The sequence below is a fragment of the Ruegeria sp. AA3 genome (assembly GCF_056542905.1).
Genome location: NZ_JBQGAQ010000006.1, coordinates 120867 through 139436, shown reverse-complemented (window position 1 = coordinate 139436; position 18570 = coordinate 120867). Strand labels below are relative to the sequence as shown.

General features: G+C 55.8%; 22 protein-coding genes. 10 read left to right on the top strand and 12 right to left on the bottom strand.

Features of this window, described 5'->3' with window-relative positions:
* Positions 1 to 17 precede the first annotated feature (17 nt).
* The 7 genes from ACR0JR_RS12435 (at position 18) to ACR0JR_RS12405 (ending at position 6269) form a co-directional block, all read left to right on the top strand.
* Positions 18 to 1184: a D-alanyl-D-alanine carboxypeptidase family protein gene (locus ACR0JR_RS12435; RefSeq protein ID WP_170543484.1), complete on the top strand. Its 1167-nt coding sequence runs from the start codon at positions 18 to 20 to the stop codon at positions 1182 to 1184.
* Positions 1181 to 1807 (top strand): dTMP kinase, encoded by a 627-nt coding sequence (tmk, locus tag ACR0JR_RS12430; protein ID WP_010442736.1) that lies wholly within the window; start codon positions 1181 to 1183, stop codon positions 1805 to 1807. Before ACR0JR_RS12435 ends, tmk begins: the two co-directional genes overlap by 4 nt.
* A 7-nt stretch (positions 1808 to 1814) precedes the next feature.
* Complete coding sequence (locus ACR0JR_RS12425; RefSeq protein ID WP_480456404.1) at positions 1815 to 2936, top strand: DNA polymerase III subunit delta'; 1122 nt, start codon at positions 1815 to 1817, stop codon at positions 2934 to 2936.
* Positions 2933 to 3739, top strand: a complete 807-nt coding sequence (locus ACR0JR_RS12420) for a TatD family hydrolase (RefSeq protein WP_170780574.1) — start codon at positions 2933 to 2935, stop codon at positions 3737 to 3739. Before ACR0JR_RS12425 ends, ACR0JR_RS12420 begins: the two co-directional genes overlap by 4 nt.
* Positions 3736 to 4533, top strand: coding sequence for an MBL fold metallo-hydrolase (locus ACR0JR_RS12415; protein WP_480456403.1), 798 nt, complete (start codon positions 3736 to 3738; stop codon positions 4531 to 4533). Before ACR0JR_RS12420 ends, ACR0JR_RS12415 begins: the two co-directional genes overlap by 4 nt.
* A gap of 44 nt (positions 4534 to 4577) precedes the next feature.
* A complete protein-coding gene (locus ACR0JR_RS12410; protein ID WP_480456402.1) occupies positions 4578 to 5510 on the top strand; it encodes an AEC family transporter in 933 nt (310 codons plus the stop codon).
* 72 nt (positions 5511 to 5582) lie between these two features.
* A complete protein-coding gene (locus tag ACR0JR_RS12405; RefSeq protein WP_480456401.1) occupies positions 5583 to 6269 on the top strand; it encodes a CbiX/SirB N-terminal domain-containing protein in 687 nt (228 codons plus the stop codon).
* An 11-nt stretch (positions 6270 to 6280) separates the two neighbouring features.
* On the opposite strand, the gene ACR0JR_RS12400 is transcribed toward ACR0JR_RS12405, so the two are convergent.
* The 5 genes from ACR0JR_RS12400 to ACR0JR_RS12380 form a co-directional block, all read right to left on the bottom strand.
* The gene (locus ACR0JR_RS12400) at positions 6281 to 7279 is read right to left on the bottom strand and encodes a diguanylate cyclase domain-containing protein (RefSeq protein WP_480456400.1); all 999 of its coding nucleotides are present in this window, start codon (positions 7277 to 7279) and stop codon (positions 6281 to 6283) included.
* Positions 7276 to 7863, bottom strand: coding sequence for a heme NO-binding domain-containing protein (locus ACR0JR_RS12395; protein ID WP_170775727.1), 588 nt, complete (start codon positions 7861 to 7863; stop codon positions 7276 to 7278). The genes ACR0JR_RS12400 and ACR0JR_RS12395 overlap by 4 nt, the downstream gene beginning before the upstream one ends.
* A gap of 123 nt (positions 7864 to 7986) precedes the next feature.
* Positions 7987 to 9546, bottom strand: coding sequence for a trimethylamine methyltransferase family protein (locus ACR0JR_RS12390; protein ID WP_010442744.1), 1560 nt, complete (start codon positions 9544 to 9546; stop codon positions 7987 to 7989).
* 120 nt (positions 9547 to 9666) lie between these two features.
* Entirely contained in the window at positions 9667 to 10359 is a 693-nt protein-coding gene (locus ACR0JR_RS12385) for an HAD family hydrolase (protein WP_480456399.1), read from the bottom strand.
* 19 nt (positions 10360 to 10378) lie between these two features.
* The gene (locus tag ACR0JR_RS12380; protein ID WP_480456398.1) at positions 10379 to 10663 is read right to left on the bottom strand and encodes a DUF3572 domain-containing protein; all 285 of its coding nucleotides are present in this window, start codon (positions 10661 to 10663) and stop codon (positions 10379 to 10381) included.
* A gap of 89 nt (positions 10664 to 10752) precedes the next feature.
* Between ACR0JR_RS12380 and ACR0JR_RS12375 the strand changes: the two genes are divergently transcribed.
* Positions 10753 to 12153 carry a diguanylate cyclase gene (locus ACR0JR_RS12375; RefSeq protein WP_480456397.1) on the top strand — a complete coding sequence of 467 codons (1401 nt, stop codon included), beginning with the start codon at positions 10753 to 10755 and terminating at the stop codon, positions 12151 to 12153.
* A 4-nt stretch (positions 12154 to 12157) separates the two neighbouring features.
* Here the strand turns inward: ACR0JR_RS12375 and ACR0JR_RS12370 are convergent, their stop codons facing one another.
* Genes ACR0JR_RS12370 through ACR0JR_RS12355 form a run of 4 tightly spaced genes read right to left on the bottom strand, consistent with a single transcriptional unit; the run spans position 12158 to position 14041 of the window.
* Entirely contained in the window at positions 12158 to 12631 is a 474-nt protein-coding gene (locus ACR0JR_RS12370) for a periplasmic heavy metal sensor (RefSeq protein WP_170780580.1), read from the bottom strand.
* Complete coding sequence (locus tag ACR0JR_RS12365) at positions 12628 to 12972, bottom strand: hypothetical protein (protein ID WP_480456396.1); 345 nt, start codon at positions 12970 to 12972, stop codon at positions 12628 to 12630. Before ACR0JR_RS12365 ends, ACR0JR_RS12370 begins: the two co-directional genes overlap by 4 nt.
* The gene (locus ACR0JR_RS12360) at positions 12965 to 13579 is read right to left on the bottom strand and encodes an RNA polymerase sigma factor (protein ID WP_480456395.1); all 615 of its coding nucleotides are present in this window, start codon (positions 13577 to 13579) and stop codon (positions 12965 to 12967) included. Before ACR0JR_RS12360 ends, ACR0JR_RS12365 begins: the two co-directional genes overlap by 8 nt.
* Before the next feature lie 6 nt (positions 13580 to 13585).
* Positions 13586 to 14041 carry an EF-hand domain-containing protein gene (locus ACR0JR_RS12355; protein ID WP_480456394.1) on the bottom strand — a complete coding sequence of 152 codons (456 nt, stop codon included), beginning with the start codon at positions 14039 to 14041 and terminating at the stop codon, positions 13586 to 13588.
* A gap of 221 nt (positions 14042 to 14262) precedes the next feature.
* On the opposite strand from ACR0JR_RS12355, the gene ACR0JR_RS12350 reads away from it, so the two are divergent.
* A complete protein-coding gene (locus tag ACR0JR_RS12350) occupies positions 14263 to 14661 on the top strand; it encodes a DUF983 domain-containing protein (RefSeq protein ID WP_480456393.1) in 399 nt (132 codons plus the stop codon).
* The gene (locus ACR0JR_RS12345; RefSeq protein WP_480456392.1) at positions 14658 to 15359 is read left to right on the top strand and encodes an NUDIX hydrolase; all 702 of its coding nucleotides are present in this window, start codon (positions 14658 to 14660) and stop codon (positions 15357 to 15359) included. Before ACR0JR_RS12350 ends, ACR0JR_RS12345 begins: the two co-directional genes overlap by 4 nt.
* On the opposite strand, the gene ACR0JR_RS12340 is transcribed toward ACR0JR_RS12345, so the two are convergent.
* From ACR0JR_RS12340 to ACR0JR_RS12330, 3 genes are read right to left on the bottom strand one after another with little or no spacing between them, the layout of a single operon-like run.
* Positions 15356 to 17023 carry a ribonuclease J gene (locus ACR0JR_RS12340; protein ID WP_480456391.1) on the bottom strand — a complete coding sequence of 556 codons (1668 nt, stop codon included), beginning with the start codon at positions 17021 to 17023 and terminating at the stop codon, positions 15356 to 15358. The genes ACR0JR_RS12345 and ACR0JR_RS12340 overlap by 4 nt on opposite strands.
* Positions 17020 to 17799, bottom strand: a complete 780-nt coding sequence (locus ACR0JR_RS12335) for a type III pantothenate kinase (RefSeq protein WP_010442755.1) — start codon at positions 17797 to 17799, stop codon at positions 17020 to 17022. Before ACR0JR_RS12335 ends, ACR0JR_RS12340 begins: the two co-directional genes overlap by 4 nt.
* Before the next feature lie 11 nt (positions 17800 to 17810).
* Entirely contained in the window at positions 17811 to 18560 is a 750-nt protein-coding gene (locus ACR0JR_RS12330; protein ID WP_480456390.1) for a biotin--[acetyl-CoA-carboxylase] ligase, read from the bottom strand.
* Between the last annotated feature and the right edge of the window lie 10 nt (positions 18561 to 18570).

Below are 18570 nucleotides of genomic sequence, written 5' to 3'. Positions count from 1 at the left end.
GAACTAGGAGGCGAATGATGCTTTCCGCTTTACGATCAACCTCTCTTGCCATCGGGCTGGCACTAATGGCGCTGCCGGCCTATGCGTTCGACACCACCGCGCGCGCTGCTTATGTGATCGATCAGAAAACCGGCACTGTGCTGTTGTCGAAAGACGCTGATCAGCCTCTGCCCCCGGCTTCTATGTCGAAACTCATGACGCTTTATGTTGCGTTTGAAGCGCTGCGCGATGGTCGCCTTACGCTGGACGAAACTCTGCCGGTATCTGAACACGCCATGAGCTATGGTGGCTCGACCATGTTCCTGAACACGCAGGACCGTGTGCGGGTCGAAGACCTTCTGCGCGGGATCATTGTGCTATCTGGAAACGACGCCTGCGTCGTGATTGCCGAGGCATTGAGCCCCGACGGGACCGAAGCCGGGTTTGCCCGCTTTATGACCCAACGCGGGCAACAGATGGGTATGAACAACTCGAACTTTGCCAATTCTAATGGCTGGCCTGCTGCGGGGCACATGATGTCTGTGCATGATCTGGCAGTTCTGGCCGATCGATTGATCACTGATTTCCCTGAATACTATCCCCTCTTTGCGGAAGAGGTTTTCGAATTCGACGGTCGTGCCCCGTCGAACGCACGCAACCGCAATCCTCTACTGAAACTGGATATCGGGGCCGACGGTCTCAAGACCGGTCACACGCAAGAAGCAGGATATGGTCTGGTTGGTTCGGCCAAACAAGGGGATCGCCGGGTTGTCTTTGTGCTCTCCGGGCTCGACAGCGTCGGCAAGCGGGCAGAGGAGGCTGAGGCCGTGGTTAACTGGTCGTTTCGAAATTTTGTCGAGAGGACAGTTGCCAAATCGGAAGAACCGGTAGCGCAGGCCAAGCTTTGGATGGGTGCGGAAAAAACTGTGGGTTTGGTGCCCGAAGGTGATCTGACCCTGCTGTTTCCAGTCCTGGGCAACAAGGACATTCAGGCCGAAGTCGTCTACGAAGGCCCGATCAATGCGCCGGTAAGTAAAGGCCAACAGCTGGCTGAGTTGGTGATCAAACCCGAAGGCCTGCCGGAAATCCGCCGCCCGTTGGTGGCAGACAGGGATGTCCCCCTCGGCGGGTTTGTCGTCCGCATGATGACAGTGGGCGGCATCGTTCTAAAAGACGTGATCAACAATCCGCTGGAGCAAATGTGACGGCGCGCGGCACGTTTCTTACCTTCGAAGGCATTGACGGATCAGGCAAGTCTACACAGGCCCGTCTGCTGGCCGATCACCTGCGACGTGAAGGCCGCGATGTCATTCTGACTCGGGAACCGGGTGGGTCTGCCGGCGCCGAAGAAATTCGCAATCTGGTTTTGCAGGGCGACCCGGATCGTTGGTCGGCCGAAACGGAAATTCTGCTATTCACTGCAGCCCGGCGTGACCATCTGGAACGCACAATCGAACCCGCACTGGCCGCTGGAAAAGTGGTCATCTGCGACCGATTTGCCGACAGCACTCGCATGTATCAGGGGATGTCGCGTGGCGATCTTCGCAGCCTCGTGGATCAGCTGCACAATTTGATGATCGGGCGCGAGCCTGACCTAACACTACTGATCGATATGGATCCGGAAACCGGTCTATCACGCGCTAAGGGTCGGCAAGGTGCCGAAGAACGGTTCGAAGATTTCGGTGTCGATCTTCAACTGCAGATGCGTGCAGGTTTTCTCGCTCTGGCGGACGAATTCCAGGATCGTTTTCGAGTGGTGAACGGCAATAGGGACATGGACAGCGTCGCGCAGGATGTGACAGACATTGTTATGACTTCTCTGCGATAGACCAGACATGAGCGACGACACCCCAACTCCGGATCAGGCCTCTGGCGCACCACATCCGCGAGAAACCACCCGGCTTATCGGGCAGGACTCAGCACAACAGGCCTTTCTGACCGCGTACAATTCGGATCGATTGCACCATGGTTGGTTGCTGACCGGTCCTCGTGGAGTGGGCAAAGCAACACTAGCATGGCGGATCGCGCAGTTCTTGCTGGCCACGCCGCCATCTGATGATGGCGGGCTGTTCGGCGCTCCACCTCCGCCTGACACTCTGGACATCGACCCGGAACACCCGGTCGCCCATCGCATTCTTGCCGGGGCCGAACCCGGCCTTGCCGCAATTACCCGTTCTGTCAACGATCAGGGACGGCTGCGCAATGAAATCGTTGTTGATGACGTCCGCAAACTTGGGCGGTTCTTCGGCTTGTCCTCTGCTGATGGAGGGCGGCGGGTTGTCATCGTGGATTCGGCGGATGAAATGAACGTCAGCGCCGCAAACGCGCTGCTGAAAATGCTCGAAGAGCCCCCCGCGCGCACAACTCTGCTGCTGATTTCGCACCAACCCTCGCGCCTGCTGCCGACCATCCGGTCGCGTTGCCGCACACTGCGGCTATCCCCTCTCTCGCTTGACGACATGCAGGCTGCGCTGTCGCAAACCGATACGGAAATTCCTAGCCAGACTGACCATCTCGCAGCGCTCGCAGCTGGATCAGTGGGCGACGCCGTTCGCTTAATAAACCTCGGCGGGCTGGAACTTTATGCCGAACTGATTGCAATTTTGGGAACCCTGCCCCGGCTTGACCGCCAGCGCGCTCTGAAACTGGCCGAAACGGCTGCGCAGCGGGGGGCGGCCGAACGGTTCGATCTGCTGCTTTCATTGATAGACGTGGCTCTCTCGCGCCTGGCTCTGACTGGTGCGACCGGCACCGCACTGATGCCCGAGGCCGCCCCGAATGAGGCCGAAACTTTATCGCGTCTCTCCAGCTCACCGCAAAAGGCCCGCCAATGGGCCGAAATCGCCGCCCCCATCACGGCGCGTGCGCGGCATGGGCAGGCGGTGAACCTTGACCCTGCCTCGCTTGTCCTAGATACGCTGTTCAAGATACAGGAAACCGCCGGTCACAACAGATGAGCCCCACTCCCGAAATTACCGACAGCCATTGCCATCTGGATTTCCCGGATTTTGACGGTCAGCTGGAAGAAATCGTTTCACGCGCTGCCGACGCTGGCGTGACACGCATGGTGACCATCTGCACACGGTTGCGTAACGAGCCCACGGTACGCGCCATCGCTGAGGCTCATGCCCCTGTCTTTTATGCCGCAGGCACCCACCCGATGAGCGCCGCTGACGAGCCGATGGCAACAGTCGATGAACTGCTCGCATTCGCCAAGCATCCGAAATTCGTGGGCATTGGGGAAAGCGGGCTTGATTATCACTACACGGCTGAGTCGGCGGATGTGCAAAAGCGTTCGCTGCGTATCCATATCGAAGCGGCGCAGCGGACCGGGTTGCCGCTGATCATTCATGCGCGTGCCGCGGATGAGGACATGGCGCGAATCTTGGCAGATGAGCATAGAAACGCTCCGTATTCCTGTGTCATGCATTGCTTTTCTTCCTCAGCCGAGCTGGCCCGAGCCGCCCTTGATCTTGGCTTCTATCTATCCATGTCCGGCATTGCAGCATTCCCCAAAAGTCAGGAGCTGCGTGATATCTTCGCCGCCGCGCCCATCGATCGTATCCTAGTTGAAACCGACGCGCCCTATCTGGCGCCACCGCCCTATCGCGGCAAACGAAACGAACCGGCCTACACCGCGCATACAGCGCGCAAAGGGGCCGAAGTATTCGGTTTGGAGTACGCCGATTTCGCCGCCCAAACACAGGCCAATTTTGACCGGCTGTTCACCAAAGCCGCTTGCTACAAGGCCGCTGCATGAGCGAGCTGCGCTTTACAATACTTGGCTGCGGTTCGTCCGGCGGTGTACCTCGACTTGGGGGGCATTGGGGTGAATGCGATCCGGAGAACCCCAAAAACATCCGGCGTCGCTGCTCACTGTTGGTCGAACGCGATGGGCCAGAGGGTACAACCTCGGCATTGATCGATACGTCTCCTGATATGCGCAGCCAATTGCTGGGCACCGGAACGGGGCGTTTGGATGGCGTGATCTACACCCATTCCCATGCCGATCACACCAATGGCATCGACGATCTGCGGATGATTGTTTTCAACATGAAAACCCGCGTGCCTGTATGGGCGGACGGCGATACCCAGAACGATCTACTCGGTCGCTTTGGTTATGCGTTTGTTCAACCCGAAGGCTCACCCTATCCGCCCATCCTGGACCTAAAGACAATCAATGGCCCGTTTGAGATTTCCGGCCCCGGCGGCCTGATCCCCTTTCGACCATTCCGTGTGAACCATGGGTCGATTGATGCCCTTGGCTTCAAGATGGGAAATCTCGTTTATCTGCCTGATGTTGCAGAACTTTATGATGAGAGCATGGCTGAGCTTTCAGACCTCGACTGCCTGATCATTGATGCCCTACGCCGATCCCCGCATCCAACCCATGCCCATCTGGAGAAGACGCTGGGCTGGATTGAGCAATTGAAACCAAAACGTGCCGTTCTGACCAACATGCATATCGATCTGGATTATGCCACGGTTAATGCGGAAACACCGGATCATATTACGCCTGCTTTTGACGGCATGGTGATCCGGCAACCTCTGTAGGGCAAGACGCTGTTCGCGCGCGCGATACCGTCGATGGCAGCGACATGTTCCAAAGCCTGATCGATGTCATCCTGCCGGTGTTTTTGGTCATCGGCGCCGGGTATACGGCAACCCGGTTCGGATATTTCCGCGAAGACCATATCGACGGGTTGATGAAATTCACGCAGGGCTTCGCCATTCCCTGTTTGTTGTTTCTGGCCATCGCCAATCTCGATCTCAGCGCAAGCTTCGACCCCAGACTATTAACCAGTTTCTATTCGGCAGCTGGCCTCTGTTTTATCGCCGGAATGGTTGGCGCTCGCCTCATATTTGGACGCGAGTGGGAGGACTCGATCGCGATTGGCTTTTGCTGCTTGTTCTCAAATTCGGTGCTCTTAGGGCTGCCCATCACGGAACGTGCCTACGGACCGGACAACTTGACGGGAAATTTTGCGATCATCGCCTTCCATTCACCGTTTTGCTATTGCGTTGGTATCACCGTGATGGAGATCTTTCGAAACCGTGGCCATGGTGGGACGCGGATGGTGAAATCCGTATTGTCCGCAATGTTCAAGAATGCGTTGATACTGGGCATCTCATTGGGCTTTGTTGTCAATCTTACCGGGTTTGTAATACCGGGCGTGGTTGATGACGCGTTGAACCTGATCACACGCGCAGCCCTACCCGGCGCACTGTTCGCATTGGGGGGCGTGTTGGTGAAGTACCGACCCGAAGGCGATTTGCGCGCCATTGTCTTCGTCTGTTGCATCTCGCTGTTGCTACATCCAAGCCTCGTATGGCTATTCGGAACTTCACTGGCGCTACCGCAAGATCTGTTTCGCTCAGGTGTTCTTACCGCTGCGATGGCTCCGGGCTTCAACGCCTATATCTTTGCAAATATGTATGGGCGCGCCAAACGGGTTGCTGCTTCTTCAGTTTTGATCGGCACCGCATCATCCATACTGACTGTCTGGCTTTGGTTGACCCTACTTGGATAGCCAGATCAAAAATCCTGCATTGACTCTGCAAACAAGCAGGACATCTTTCGCAGCACCATCTCGGAGCACCGCATGCCACACGCCGTTATCGTCGCACATGGACAACCGTCAAATCCGGCACCCGCCGAGGCGGCGCTGGCGCGCTTTGCCAGGCAAATAGATTCACTGTGTCATCGGGTCTCGGTTCATTCCGCCACTTTGGCTGCACCTGACGCGCTTGAGACGTGCCTTGACGAATTGCACGGCGAATTAGCGATCTATCCGTTGTTCATGGCGAAGGGTTGGTTTGTGACCAAGGCTTTACCTAAGCGACTTGGTTCTCGGTCGGTCAGAATTCTGGATCCTCTAGGTATCGACCCGCAGTTGTCATTTTTAGTTAAAAGCGCCCTGCATCAAAAACTTGAAAATCTAGGATGGTCAGCACCTGACACTGATCTGTTAATCGCAGCCCATGGTTCAGGGCGCAGCAATAACCCGGCAACGGTGGCCCATGGGTTTGCAGATACGCTGGGCCAATTGGTCACATTCAAAAGCACCCGAACCGGCTTTGTTGAGCAATCTCCAAGCATTGCCGAGGCAGCATCAGGATGTGGTGAAAAGGCACTTTGCCTGCCCTTCTTTGCCTGCACCGGAGGCCATGTGCTCGAAGATGTGCCGCAAGAATTGGCCCGCGCAAACTTCGCCGGCCAAGTTATGCCAGTCATTTCTGAGCTACCCCAAGTCGAACAACATATCGCTGCGATATTGGACGCCATTTAGGCAAGCGCATTCTATCCGGATTGTTGTGCATTCGAAAACTCACAGTAGAACCGGTGGCAAGATCGTCCGTTTCGTTTTGCGGCGTATAGCGCTAGGTCAGCGGCATGCAGTACATCCTGCGCTTTTGGCATTTCGAACTGGGTCGACAAAGCAGTACCAACGCTCGCTGATACACTGCAGGCCGCTCCCTCGAATTTCATCGGCTGGCAAAGTTGCGCGATCAGGCGCCGGGCAATGCTGTCGAGTTTTTTCCGGTCGGTCACCCCTTTGATAATCAAGACAAACTCGTCCCCGCCGACACGAGCGACCGTATCATCACTCCGCGTTTCATCAAGCATGATCATTGCGGCTTGCTGCAGCACAAAATCCCCTGCGGCATGGCCCAGACGATCGTTGACCGATTTGAAAAAATCCAAATCCAGATGCATTAATGCAAATGACGATTTCGTTGATATCAAATGCCCGAGTATATGGTCCATTGCACGCCGGTTTTTTAGCCCGGTCAGCGTGTCTGTATAGGCCTGCTCCTCAGCCGCCAGCTTTGCACCTTGCAGACGCAGGTTCAATGATCTGGAAGCCTCCATCGCGGCAGATTTAGCTTCGACCAAATACAGCAATTCGATCGCCAAGTCGGTGCCTGAGAAATCTGCGCTTGTCAGTGCATAGTCTCGCACCGCATCCAATATTGAAATTCCGAATGACAGGTTAACAACCGATGCACCCTTTCCAGAAAGTGGCGCGATCAGGCCCTTAAAGGCTGTTTGCGGTTGATCTTGGAAACGAAGACGTAACCGCGCGCCTGGCGTCGAAAGCAACGTTGGAAACTCAGTGACAGAACGCGGGCGCTGCAACTCAAAGACGTCAAGAAAACGCCGCCCTGCCATGGGTTGCTCCGGGCGCAGTTTCTGCACTGTGGGGCCCACTTGAACAATTCGCCCCTCATCATTGATAAGAACATACATGGGGCACAAAGTATCGAGAAGGGAACCCAGATCTTCGGTTTCGATCATGATTTCCGCGCCCCAAGCTCAAAATGACGCCCTTCGGCAAAGGCGCTTTCGATCAGTGTAATCGAAATGAGCTCTGACCCATTTCGACGCTCTTCGTTCGAAAGAACAACAAGTGCGCCGTAGTCATCCGCCATAGCCCGCAAAACACCAGTCATAACACTGGAAAATCCCGGCAGCCCGGGAGAGCAATATAGTTGGTATTCCGCTGATGAATGTTCCTGCAATTCAAGGTCCGGCAGCGTGAGATCCGAAACAGCAAGGCGCACTCGATCAGACAAATCATCTAGCGAGTGCAGAAACTCGACATACGTTACGCCCCCGAAACGCAGCAATCGCCTTAGGTCCTCCATATTCGCATGTGATACGAGGTAGGTTCCCAAGTCCTCAAGAAACTCGGATTTTCGACGGTTCAATTCGGTACAAAGCACGTCCAGCACACGATCTGAAACCTCTGCCTCATAGATCAGCATCGCCTCGAATTCGACGAAATCCAATCCTGCGGCTTGGGTCGCCTGCAGCCAGCATTGGCGCCCATAAGTGGCACAAACGAATGATTGGATCGCCCTGTTAATCAGCCCATGCATGAAACAACTCGAATTGGATATCTGCTTCAGGTGACTCCAGAAAACTTAACAAACACCCAATATCCTGGCCGAGATCATGAGAATGTTAAACATTCATGACCTAATCCCCGTGGTACGGTTAGGTCAGAAATCTGTCGGCGCGCCCCCTTCAGCCTTGCGGCGGGCAACAAAGTCTTCAAGCTCTTCGCGGATCGCCTCGTCCAATGCCGGCGCTTCAAAATTGTTAACGATTTCTTTGAACATTCGATGGGCCCGTTCCGCAGTCCAGATACCGCCAGCGACTTCCCAGGCCTCAAAGTTTTTCCAATCGCTCAGAAACGGCTGATAAAACGCCGTGGTATAGCGATCCTGTGTGTGTTGAATGCCAAAGAAATGCCCGTCATTTCCCACTGAACGGATTGCTTCAAGGGCGATCTCGTCCGGTCCTGTTGCTGTCAATTCCGGCTGCATATATCGCTGAATCTGTTGCAGGATTTCGCAATCCATGATGAATTTCTCAGGACTCGCGATCAGACCGCCTTCAAGCCAACCAGCCGCGTGATAGACCATATTTGTTCCAGATTGAACAGCGGCCCACAGTGAATTTGATGTCTCCCAAATGGCCTGGCCATCTGGCACATTCGCAGCGCACACACCCGAAGAGCGCATCGGCAATCCATAGAACCGCGCCATTTGTCCGGTCATCTGCGTCGAGCGCATGTATTCCGGCGTCCCGAACGCGGGTGCTCCGGACTTCATATCAACATTAGAGGTGAACGTCCCAATCACGCACGGAATGCCGGGCCTGACATATTGGAACAGCGCAATCGCACACAATGCCTCAGCCAGCGATTGGGCGACCGCACCCGCCATCGTCACTGGGGCCATTGCGCCTGCCAGCGTAAACGGAGTTACTACGATCGCTTGCCCGCGCCGCGCCAACCTCAGACAACCATCGATCATCGGATGGTCGTGCTTGAGCGGTGACGTCGAGTTGATGTTGGTATACATCCGAGGCGATGCCTCAAACTCTTCGTGACTCAAGCCGCCTGCGATACGGACCATTTCCATCACATCTTCGACACGTTCCTTACCCAGTGAGTAGGCGTGCATCGCCTTGTCAGTCAGCGTGAGCTTGTCATAAAGCACATCAAGATGTCGGACGCTGGCATGGATATCGACAGGTTCAACCGGATAACCTCCGGCAAAATGGATGCAGTTGAAATACTGCGTCAGTTTCAGCAAATCCTGACACATCCGTCGGGTGCCGGGTACTTTTTTACCAATTTCCATGTCCCAATAGTTCGGCGGTGACGAAACATTGCCGAACAACATGGTTTTGCCTCCAACCTCGATCTGACGGTCCAAATTGCGTGGCGTTATGGTGAATGAGCTTGGGGCTTTGCGCACCATTTCCATGACAAAGTCCCGCCCCATACGGACGTTATCACCAGAGATCGTACAGCCAGCTTCGCGCAAAATGCCAAGAGCTTCTTGATTATAGAACTCGATACCGATCTCTTCGAGGATGCGCATAGCTCCTTCGTGGATCGCCTCAATCCCCTCTGATCCCAACGGTTCTGTTGGCCGGTCTAAGTTCACAGGCGGATTCCACGGCATCTGATCGATGACTTCACTTCCGCGACGGGTGGCTGCACCAGCGCGGCCGCCGCTGCGGCGTCTGCGTGTCCTGCTGTCTTCCATAGCTGTCCTCCTGGCGCTCTCTTTCTCAAGAAAGCCCCGAAGAATTAGCTCTGGCCGCTCTATCTGCGACAAGTGGTGTCGGTTTTGTCGTTCAAATTGGCGTTTCAGAACACCGAACAATCAGATTTCTGACAACCAGCCGGGAATATGGCCGATGTCGGGTAAAACTACATCTGCCAAAGGTTCGAGCGTTTCTGTTGTAGCCAGCCCCGTAAGAACACCAATCGTCACCATGCCTGCGGCGCGACCCGCTTCAAGATCATGAAGACTGTCACCAACCATGGCGACGCGCGACGGATCAACATCGACATGTTTGGCAAATGCCAAAAGCTGTCCTGGACCGGGTTTGAAGCCATGGCCACTGTCATACCCTGCAACGAAATCGAAGTGGCCCCGAACTCCGACCGATTCGAGATGACGCAGCGCCGGTATCTCGGCGTCATTGGTCGCAACACCCAGTTTAAGCCCGGCCTTTCGCATATTTTCAAGAAAAGGTGCGAGAGGAACAGCAGGCATTTGCTCTGACGCTGCGGATGCGTCATTGAGAGTTTCGACGATTTGATGCTGAGCGATGCCAGTCAAGTACGGCGTCAGGGCACGCGCAATTTCATCGACGGTTCCCGCGATAACGATACTATCAGAGCTATATCTCTCCTCGGCATAATCAAAACCGATGACCTGGCCAAGTTCAGCCGCGCGCTGCGTATCGCCGTCGGATAGGCGTTCAAGCGCGATACGTCCGAACGCACCCCATGTAGACGCAAAGTCAAAAAGCGTGCCGTCCTTGTCGAAGACGAGGGCGTCAATGTTCATAAATTTAGGCTCCTATTGGTCAGGTCCAGTGCATATCAGAAGTGCCGGATAACACAGCGCGGGCGCGGCCCGGTTCTTCGTAGGGCACGGAATAGGCGTCACAAAAGGCGATCACCCAGGAATCGTCAAGCATCAGAAAGTCCAGTACCGATCCCAAAAATTCGCTTTCTCCTGCCCGAGCACGCAAATCCTCTATGGAAGCGCCGGTTGCACCCAGAAAAACTGGGAGCAACTCATCATTTCCAACCAACCAATTCAGCACCCTCAGGGCCAATGTTTCAGCAGAATGGACAGAGATCGGCATTATCTGGCCTCGACGACGCTCTTAGAAAGGGTTTGTTAACCAGACTCATAAACACTTTGGTAGCGCATGCAATCTAACGGTGAACGACAATGTCTGTACAGGGTACCATACTGGTCCTCGACGGGGTCTCGACCAATCGCATTATGCTTAAGGTCCAGCTCACCGCGGCCTGGTATCATGTTGTACAAGGGGAAAAGCTGGCCGGATTGGGTGCTTTACTAAGGCGCACGCGTCCTGACTTGGTTTTGACCGCCCAAACCTTGCCCGACGGGACCGCCTCGGATGTTAAGAAGTTAATGGCGGTTGATCCCACTTTGGCTGATGTACCGATTGTTGCCATCACGCCGCAAAATGATAGGGGGGCGCGATTAAAGGCCTTATCGGATGGTTTAGACGACGTGCTGGGTTACCCATTTAAGGATACTTTGCTTCTCGCGCGTGTTCGCAGCCTGTTGCGCTCACGTGCCGATCGGCAGGAACTGAGCCTTGGGGACGCCAGCCAATCCATTGGTTTTGGTGAGGCGGCACAAATACCGCTTGCGCCACCTGCGATCACGCAGATTGCGTTGTTGACCCAGACCCCACGCGCCGGAGCGCTATGGGGCAGTGCGTTGGCGCAGCAAACACGACACCGCTTGTCCAATTACACGCTGCCCGATCTGCACGGCGTTTTCTCTGAACCTGCTCCTGATGCCATTGTCGTCGAGATTGCGCCCGGCGGATCTGGAGGGCACATCCTGGCCGATCTAAAATCCCGCAGCGCCACCCGAAACACCGTATTAATCGGCGTTCTGTCAAACGAGGATGCGACCCTCGCCGCCGAAGCTTTGGATAAAGGGGCGGATGCAATTTGTATGGGAGGGTTCCACCCGGACGAAATCTCGCTCCGACTCGACACCCAGATCGCCCGCAAAACCCGCGACGACAAATTGCGCGCGTCGATACGTAAAGATCTATCCGAATCGCTGACCGATCCTCTGACAGGGTTACACAATCGTCGATTCGCCATGAGGGCACTTGATCAGATCGCCCACCAGGCCTTGGAAACAGGGCGTGGGTTTGCACTGATGCTGGCGGATTTAGATCACTTCAAGGCGATTAATGATCGTTTTGGTCATTCTGGCGGCGACATCGTTCTGACAGAAACAGCGCGCAGGCTTCAAGCAGCAACAGGAAAGGCCGGCTTTGTCGCACGCATCGGCGGAGAGGAATTCATGATTGGGCTTCCTCATTGCTCGGCAGAGCAGGCGTTAAAACACGCGGACATGATCTGCGGAAGCATTTGCAACAAACCGTTTTGCCTGCCCGACGAATCCGTATTGACCTCGGTCACGATCAGCGTAGGCGTAAAATGGTGTTCCTCACCTGATCTGAATATTGCAGATCGCAGAAATGCCGCCGGTCAGTTGATCCGTTCAGCCGACCAAGCTTTGTATGCGGCGAAAAATGCGGGTCGCAATCAGGTGCATATCCGTAGTTCAGCAGCCTGACGATTCAGTTTCGTTTCTTGTGTTTACCTGGGCCACGTCTGACGACCTCCTCCAGCCGATCTGCATATTTGACCCGCTCTTCCGCGCTCATTTGCGTGACTTGAGCAAGCCATTGCTGGTGCAGCGCTGTTTGCAGCTCTGCCGTAGCCTGCGCCTGCTTCTCAAGCAAATCTTCAACCGCAGACGGATCAAATGGCACGGCTCGCAAGGCCTGGCTAAGCGCACCAAAATCCTGTTTGCGTCGATGCGATCCTTTGCCACGCAGATCTGACAATTCACCTTTGAGAGATTTGCGATCAGATTTGGGCAGGGCATAGTACAATGCTGGGCCAAATCCTGGCGGTATGGCGGCACGATCACTGCCTTTGAAACGCAAGGCTGTACCCAGGACGACTCCTGCAATCAGCAGGTTCAGAGCAAGCGAAGCGATCAGCAGAACAGGCATCCATTTGCGTTTGGGTGCAGGATTATCGCTCATTCCGCGTCCTCCAGATAGTTTTCATCTAAGTTGAGATCAGCCATCAGATAGGTTGCATCCTGCGAGACAAAATAGTCTGCAGGGTCAGGTAGAAAAGCAGGCGCAGAAAACCCGATCCAGATGCCAGCTGCACTTGCGGCCACAAGGCCACTTACCCCATGCCAGCCGCCGATGACATTCATCCGGTCCCGCCATGTTCCACGCCGTTTGCGTGCGGATCGAGCCAACCGAACCGCCTCTGCATCGGTTTCAATTCGGACGGCAAGATTGTCCGGGAACACATCCCGAGCGTCGCGCGCTTGCGCAAACAGGTGTTCGAGTTTTTTGTCATGATCAGCCATGTTCGTACCCCAGTTCATCCCGACGCCCCGCAAGTAGTGTGGCCAGTGATCGTTTTCCACGCGCAGTCAGGCTTTCAACCGCCTCAACCGAGATATCCATAATCCCTGCGATTTCAGTGTTGGACAACTCTTCGATATGCCGCAGAACCACCGCTTGCCGTTGCCGATCCGGCAACTGATCCAATGCCGCCTGCAACGCATCCTTACGCTCGGTATCTTGCATCCGATCAACCACGCTGGCGGATTCATCTTCTGGCTCGGCAACATTTTGGAGCGCATCAGGCCTATTTCTTCGGCGCAGATCCAGGCACAGGTTCAATGTCACACGATAAAGCCAGGTCGAAATCTGCGCCTGTCCCGGCACCCAGTCGGGCGCCATTTTCCACAGGCGCATCATCGCCTCTTGTGTCACATCTTCGGCTTCCGCCTGATTTCCCAACATTCGCAAGGCCACAGAATAGCTGCGCGGTCCAAGCCGTCCGGTCAGCAGACGGGCCGCAGCCGCATTGCCATCAGCAAACTGGCCCAGCAACTCCTCGTCGCTGAGCTCGGGCACGGCAGAAAAACCGCCGTGCGCCTCGTTTGGGTAAGAGGTCAGATCCTCCATCCCGTATCAGTTGTTGTCTGTGTCCGACTTCTGGTGCCGCTTGTGTTTCCGACCCATCCTGTCTTTCGCATCCGCATATTCCTGTTCTGATATCGATCCGTTCCCATCGGCGTCGATACGCTCGAACATCTTGGAGGCACGGCGCGGTTTCGGCAATTCATCTTCGCTGAGGAAACCATCGGAGTTAGCATCGTGCTTTTCAAACATCTTAGAGACACGCTCGTCGGCTTTCGCCTGTGCTGCTGCCTGCATTTCCTCAACGCTCAGCTGCCCGTCTCCGTCCGTGTCAGCAGCCGTGAATTTCTGGTTGCGATGCGCCGCGATCTCGGCCTGCGTTACCTGCCCGTCTCCGTCGGCATCCAGTTCCTGAAACGTCGGACGCGGCCCTTTGGCCAGTGCTGAGCTGCCGGATACTGCAACTGCCGCAAGAACGATGGCCGAGATGAAAGTTTTGGTTTTCATTACAAAGTTCCCTGAATTTAGCGGCACCTCGCCGCTGTTGATACTTCTTAAAACGCAGCCCGGGCAGCTTTCCGTCGCATCGCGCACAACTTTTTTCGTCATGTTTGAAATTCGATCAGTTGCTGATACGCTGTAAGCAATCGCCACAAAGCGACGCACCCCCCTTTTCCGACGGGTTCGAAACGGCCTATATCGCCCGAATAGAAACGCGCGAGATTTAAATGACTGATCAGACTATCGACACTGCGGTCGAAGAAGACCGCCCGACCAAACCCGCACTGATCCGTGGGTTTCGTTGCAAATGCCCGAATTGCGGCGAGGGCAAGCTGTTGCACAGCTATCTCAAGGTGAATGATAGTTGCTCGGAATGCGGCCAGGAATTGTTTCACCAGCGTGCCGATGATGGCCCGGCCTATCTTACCATTTTGATTGTCGGGCACCTTCTGGCACCTGCGCTGCACGTCTCATACGTACACTGGCGGCCTGACCCTTGGGTCATGGCCATTGGCTTCTCGATCGCCTGCGTTGCCCTCTCGCTGTACCTTCTGCCCCGCTTGAAAGGGGCTGTGGTCGCATATCAATGGGCGCGTCGGATGCACGGGTTCGGCAAATCTGCATGAGCGCGGACAAAACCGCCATTCGCCATGCCGCGACCGTCATCGTTCTGCGTGACAGGCTCAGCGATCCCTCGATCCTGATGGGGCAGCGTGGTGCGAAAGCCGCGTTTATGCCAAACAAATTTGTCTTTCCCGGCGGTGCTGTCGACCCTGAAGACGCGCACGTTCCACTGAGCACTCAGTTACCCGATCTCTGCTCCGAACGTCTGTCACAGCGATCCGAACCAGGGTTGCAGAATGCGCTGGCGGCTGCCGCGATCCGGGAATTGTGGGAAGAAACCGGATTGATCCTTGGGCAACCGGGCGAATGGCAGAGTACGGCCCCGAACGACTGGCAGAGCTTTGCCGCTATGGGCTACCAACCTTCCGCAGAAGCGCTGCAATTCGTGTTCCGGGCGGTCACGCCACCCGGTCGCTCACGCCGGTTTGATGCTCGGTTCTTTTTGGTCGATGCAAACGCGATTCAAGGCGATCTGGATGACTTCACTCATGCCTCGGACGAGTTATCGCATTTGCAGTGGGTCAAAATCAGCCAGGCGCGCGAATTCGATCTGCCTTTCATCACCGAAGTCGTTCTGGCCGAAATCGCCGCGCGCGCTGCAGACCCAAGCCCGCCGGACACAGTGCCTTTTTTCCTCAACAATGAAGAAGCCAGCTTGTTCCTGCAATTGCGCGGCTTTCCAATGCCCTACACGAGTTAACGCATCCGGCTGACGACCACTGTCACCTCGGGTTTTTTGCCTATCTCAGCCTGAGCGGTCTGGCGCGCAATCCGGCGCAACCCCTCTTCCAGCTTGTCGTCATCGCGCAGCGTTTTTGCACCAGCGCGCAACAGGAACTGGTTCAAATCTTCTTCCAACACCTCGACCAGCCCGGCACGGGACGATCCCATCTCGGGCAGTCCCATCGTATCGCACCATGGCTCGCCCAACGGTTCGTCTTCTTCGTCCAGAATGACTGTGATTGTGATATGGCCATTCAATGCCATGCGGATACGGTCACGCACAACACCATCCAATGCGCCAATCTTGACCGTACCATCCAGATAGGTCCGACCCGTCTCGATGTAGTCTACCACTTTCGGAGCATTTCCGGTCAGGTCCAACATGGTGCCATTCACGGCTAAAATTCCGGTTCGACCACCCGCCTCAGCCAGTTTGGCATGTTCACGCAGATGTCGGTGCTCGCCGTGCATCGGGATGACCATTTGCGGATCAACCAGAGCATGAACCTTTTCCAGATCAGGCCGGTTCGCGTGTCCCGAGACGTGATACAGCCCCGAGCTGTCATCGACCACATCCACGCCCTTTTCACTGAGTTGGTTCATAATGCGGATCACGCCGCGTTCGTTTCCAGGGATAGTCTTGGACGAGAACAGGAACAGATCCCCCTCTTTCACCTCAAGCCCGCGATATTTACCGCGCGCCAGTTGGGCGCTGGCCGCACGGCGTTCTCCCTGACTGCCAGTCACGATAAGCATCAGGTTTGCGCGCGGGACATCCAGCGCCTCTTCCGCGCTTATGACTTTCGGGAAGTCGCTGAGAATGCCCGTTTCAGTGGCCGCCTCGATCATCCGGCGCATCGCACGGCCCAGCAATACGACCGAACGCCCAGCCTTCTGGCCAGCCTCGGCAAGCGTTTTCACGCGCGCCACGTTCGATGCAAATGTGGTTGCGATAACCATGCCATTGGCATCCTGCACCAGCTGCGTGATTTCAGGCCCGACCTCGGATTCCGAGCGGCCGGGGTGGGATGAAAAGACGTTAGTACTGTCACACACCAACGCTTTGACACCCGACTTGGCCACCTCGGACCACAAGTCAGGATCAAACGGCTCACCCACAATTGGGTTGGCATCAAGTTTGAAATCACCTGTGTGCACAACGCGTCCAGCCGGAGTGTCGATGACCAGCCCTGCACTTTCCGGGATCGAATGCGATACCGGCAAGAAACCAACTGTGAATGGTCCGGCATTGATCTGCTCGGGCCACGGAGATGCGGTTCGCACCGTCTCGGTCGGATGGCCATGCTCCTCCATCTTGCGGCGCGCAATATTCGCCGTGAAGGCACGCGCATAAACGGGTGCACCCAGTGACTCATAGCAATGCGCGACCGCTCCGACGTGGTCCTCATGCGCATGAGTGATAAAGACCGCTTCAAGCTGATCGGCACGCTCCTTTAGCCATGTGATATCGGCAAAGATAAGATCAACGCCGGGCGAGGTATCCATGTCCGGGAAAGCAACCCCGAGGTCCACAAGAATCAATCGCTCATGCCCAGGTTTGCCGTAGCCATAGACGTAGGCATTCATGCCGATTTCGCCTGCACCGCCCAGCGGCAGATAGATCAGTCGTTCACTGCTCATGTTGAGCCATTTTCCTTGTTATAGCGATGGATCACGGTCAGGCCGTGCATCGTCAGATCATCTTCAAACTCGTCGAACAGGTCAGCGGCTTGCTGAAACAGGGGCGCAAGCCCCCCGGTCGAGATTACTTTCATAGGCACCCCGGCCTCGGCTTTTATACGCTCGCAGATCTCGCGTACCAAACCGACATAGCCCCAGAAGACACCGGATTGAATGCACTCTACCGTGTGGGTCCCGATCACCTTTTGTGGCTTCGATATGTCTACATGTGGCAGCGCGGCTGCTGCGAGGTGCAGTGCCTCAAGGCTAAGATTGACGCCAGGCGCGATAACTCCGCCGACATATGCACCGTCATGAGCGACGACATCAAATGTCGTTGCCGTACCGAAATCCACCACAACCAGATCACCGCCAAATCGGTCAAAGGCCCCTGCTGTATTAACCAGACGGTCCGGTCCGACTTGCGTGCCTTCGTCGACACGAGGGTTGGCGGGCAGCAGACAGTCGGGTTTACCAACGACCAGAGGGCGGCATCCGAAGAAACGGTCTGCAAATACCCGCAGGTTGAAAACAACACGTGGCACAGTCGAAGAGATGATGACATCTGTAATGTCCACCTCAATTCCGTAGTGCTTTACCAATGTCGAATACCACGTGAAATACGCATCCGCGGTGCGCGCGTGGTGGGTTGAGGTGCGCAGGGTACACAGAAATTTCTCGCCATCCCAGATCGAGAAAACGGTGTTGGTATTGCCGCAATCAATCGCCAGAAGCATTTGTGCCCCCTTTAGAAATAGACATCCGCGGCAGGAATGCTGACACGGCCCTTAGCGGTGTTTAGGACAAGGCTGCCACCCGCGTCTACCGTTTCGAAGGTTCCTACCGTCTCGGACGCTGCGGTACGGGCGGTAATAACCTCACCCAGCCGTGCTGCGCGAGAGAGCCACGCGGTGCGGATCGGATCGAAACCATACGTCATGAACTGGGTTTCATAGTGGGCATAGGCCGAAGCCAGTTCTGCCAGAAAATCCTCAGGCGTGACATGGGAACCGGTTTCCGACAGTAACGACACCGGCCGCACGGCGCCGGGTTCGACGCTGTCAGCGCTGGGAGCCTCGGACAAATTGACGCCAATGCCGATTGCCAGATGCGAAACACCTCGTCCCTGCCCAGTGCTTTCCAGCAAGATACCAGCCAGCTTGCCACCGTTGAGCAACACATCGTTAGGCCACTTCAGTGACAAACCCGCCGCTCGACCGGTCACCGCGGCGCAGGCATCGTAAAGTGCGAGGGCCGCGACAAAACTGCGAAGCGCGGCCTGTTCCGGATCTCCGGGCGGTCGCATCAGCAAGGTCGCGGCCAGATTACCCTTGGGGTTGGTCCAGACACGACCACGCCGACCGCGCGCTGCGGTCTGGCGATGCGCCAAAATCCAGACGGGTCCCGAGGCGGTCGGCGCGAGTCGCGCGGCTTCGTTTAGGGTGCTGTCCACTTCCTGCAGTACATGCAGCCCGTATCCTTGCGGCCAATCACTCATGTCAAAAAGG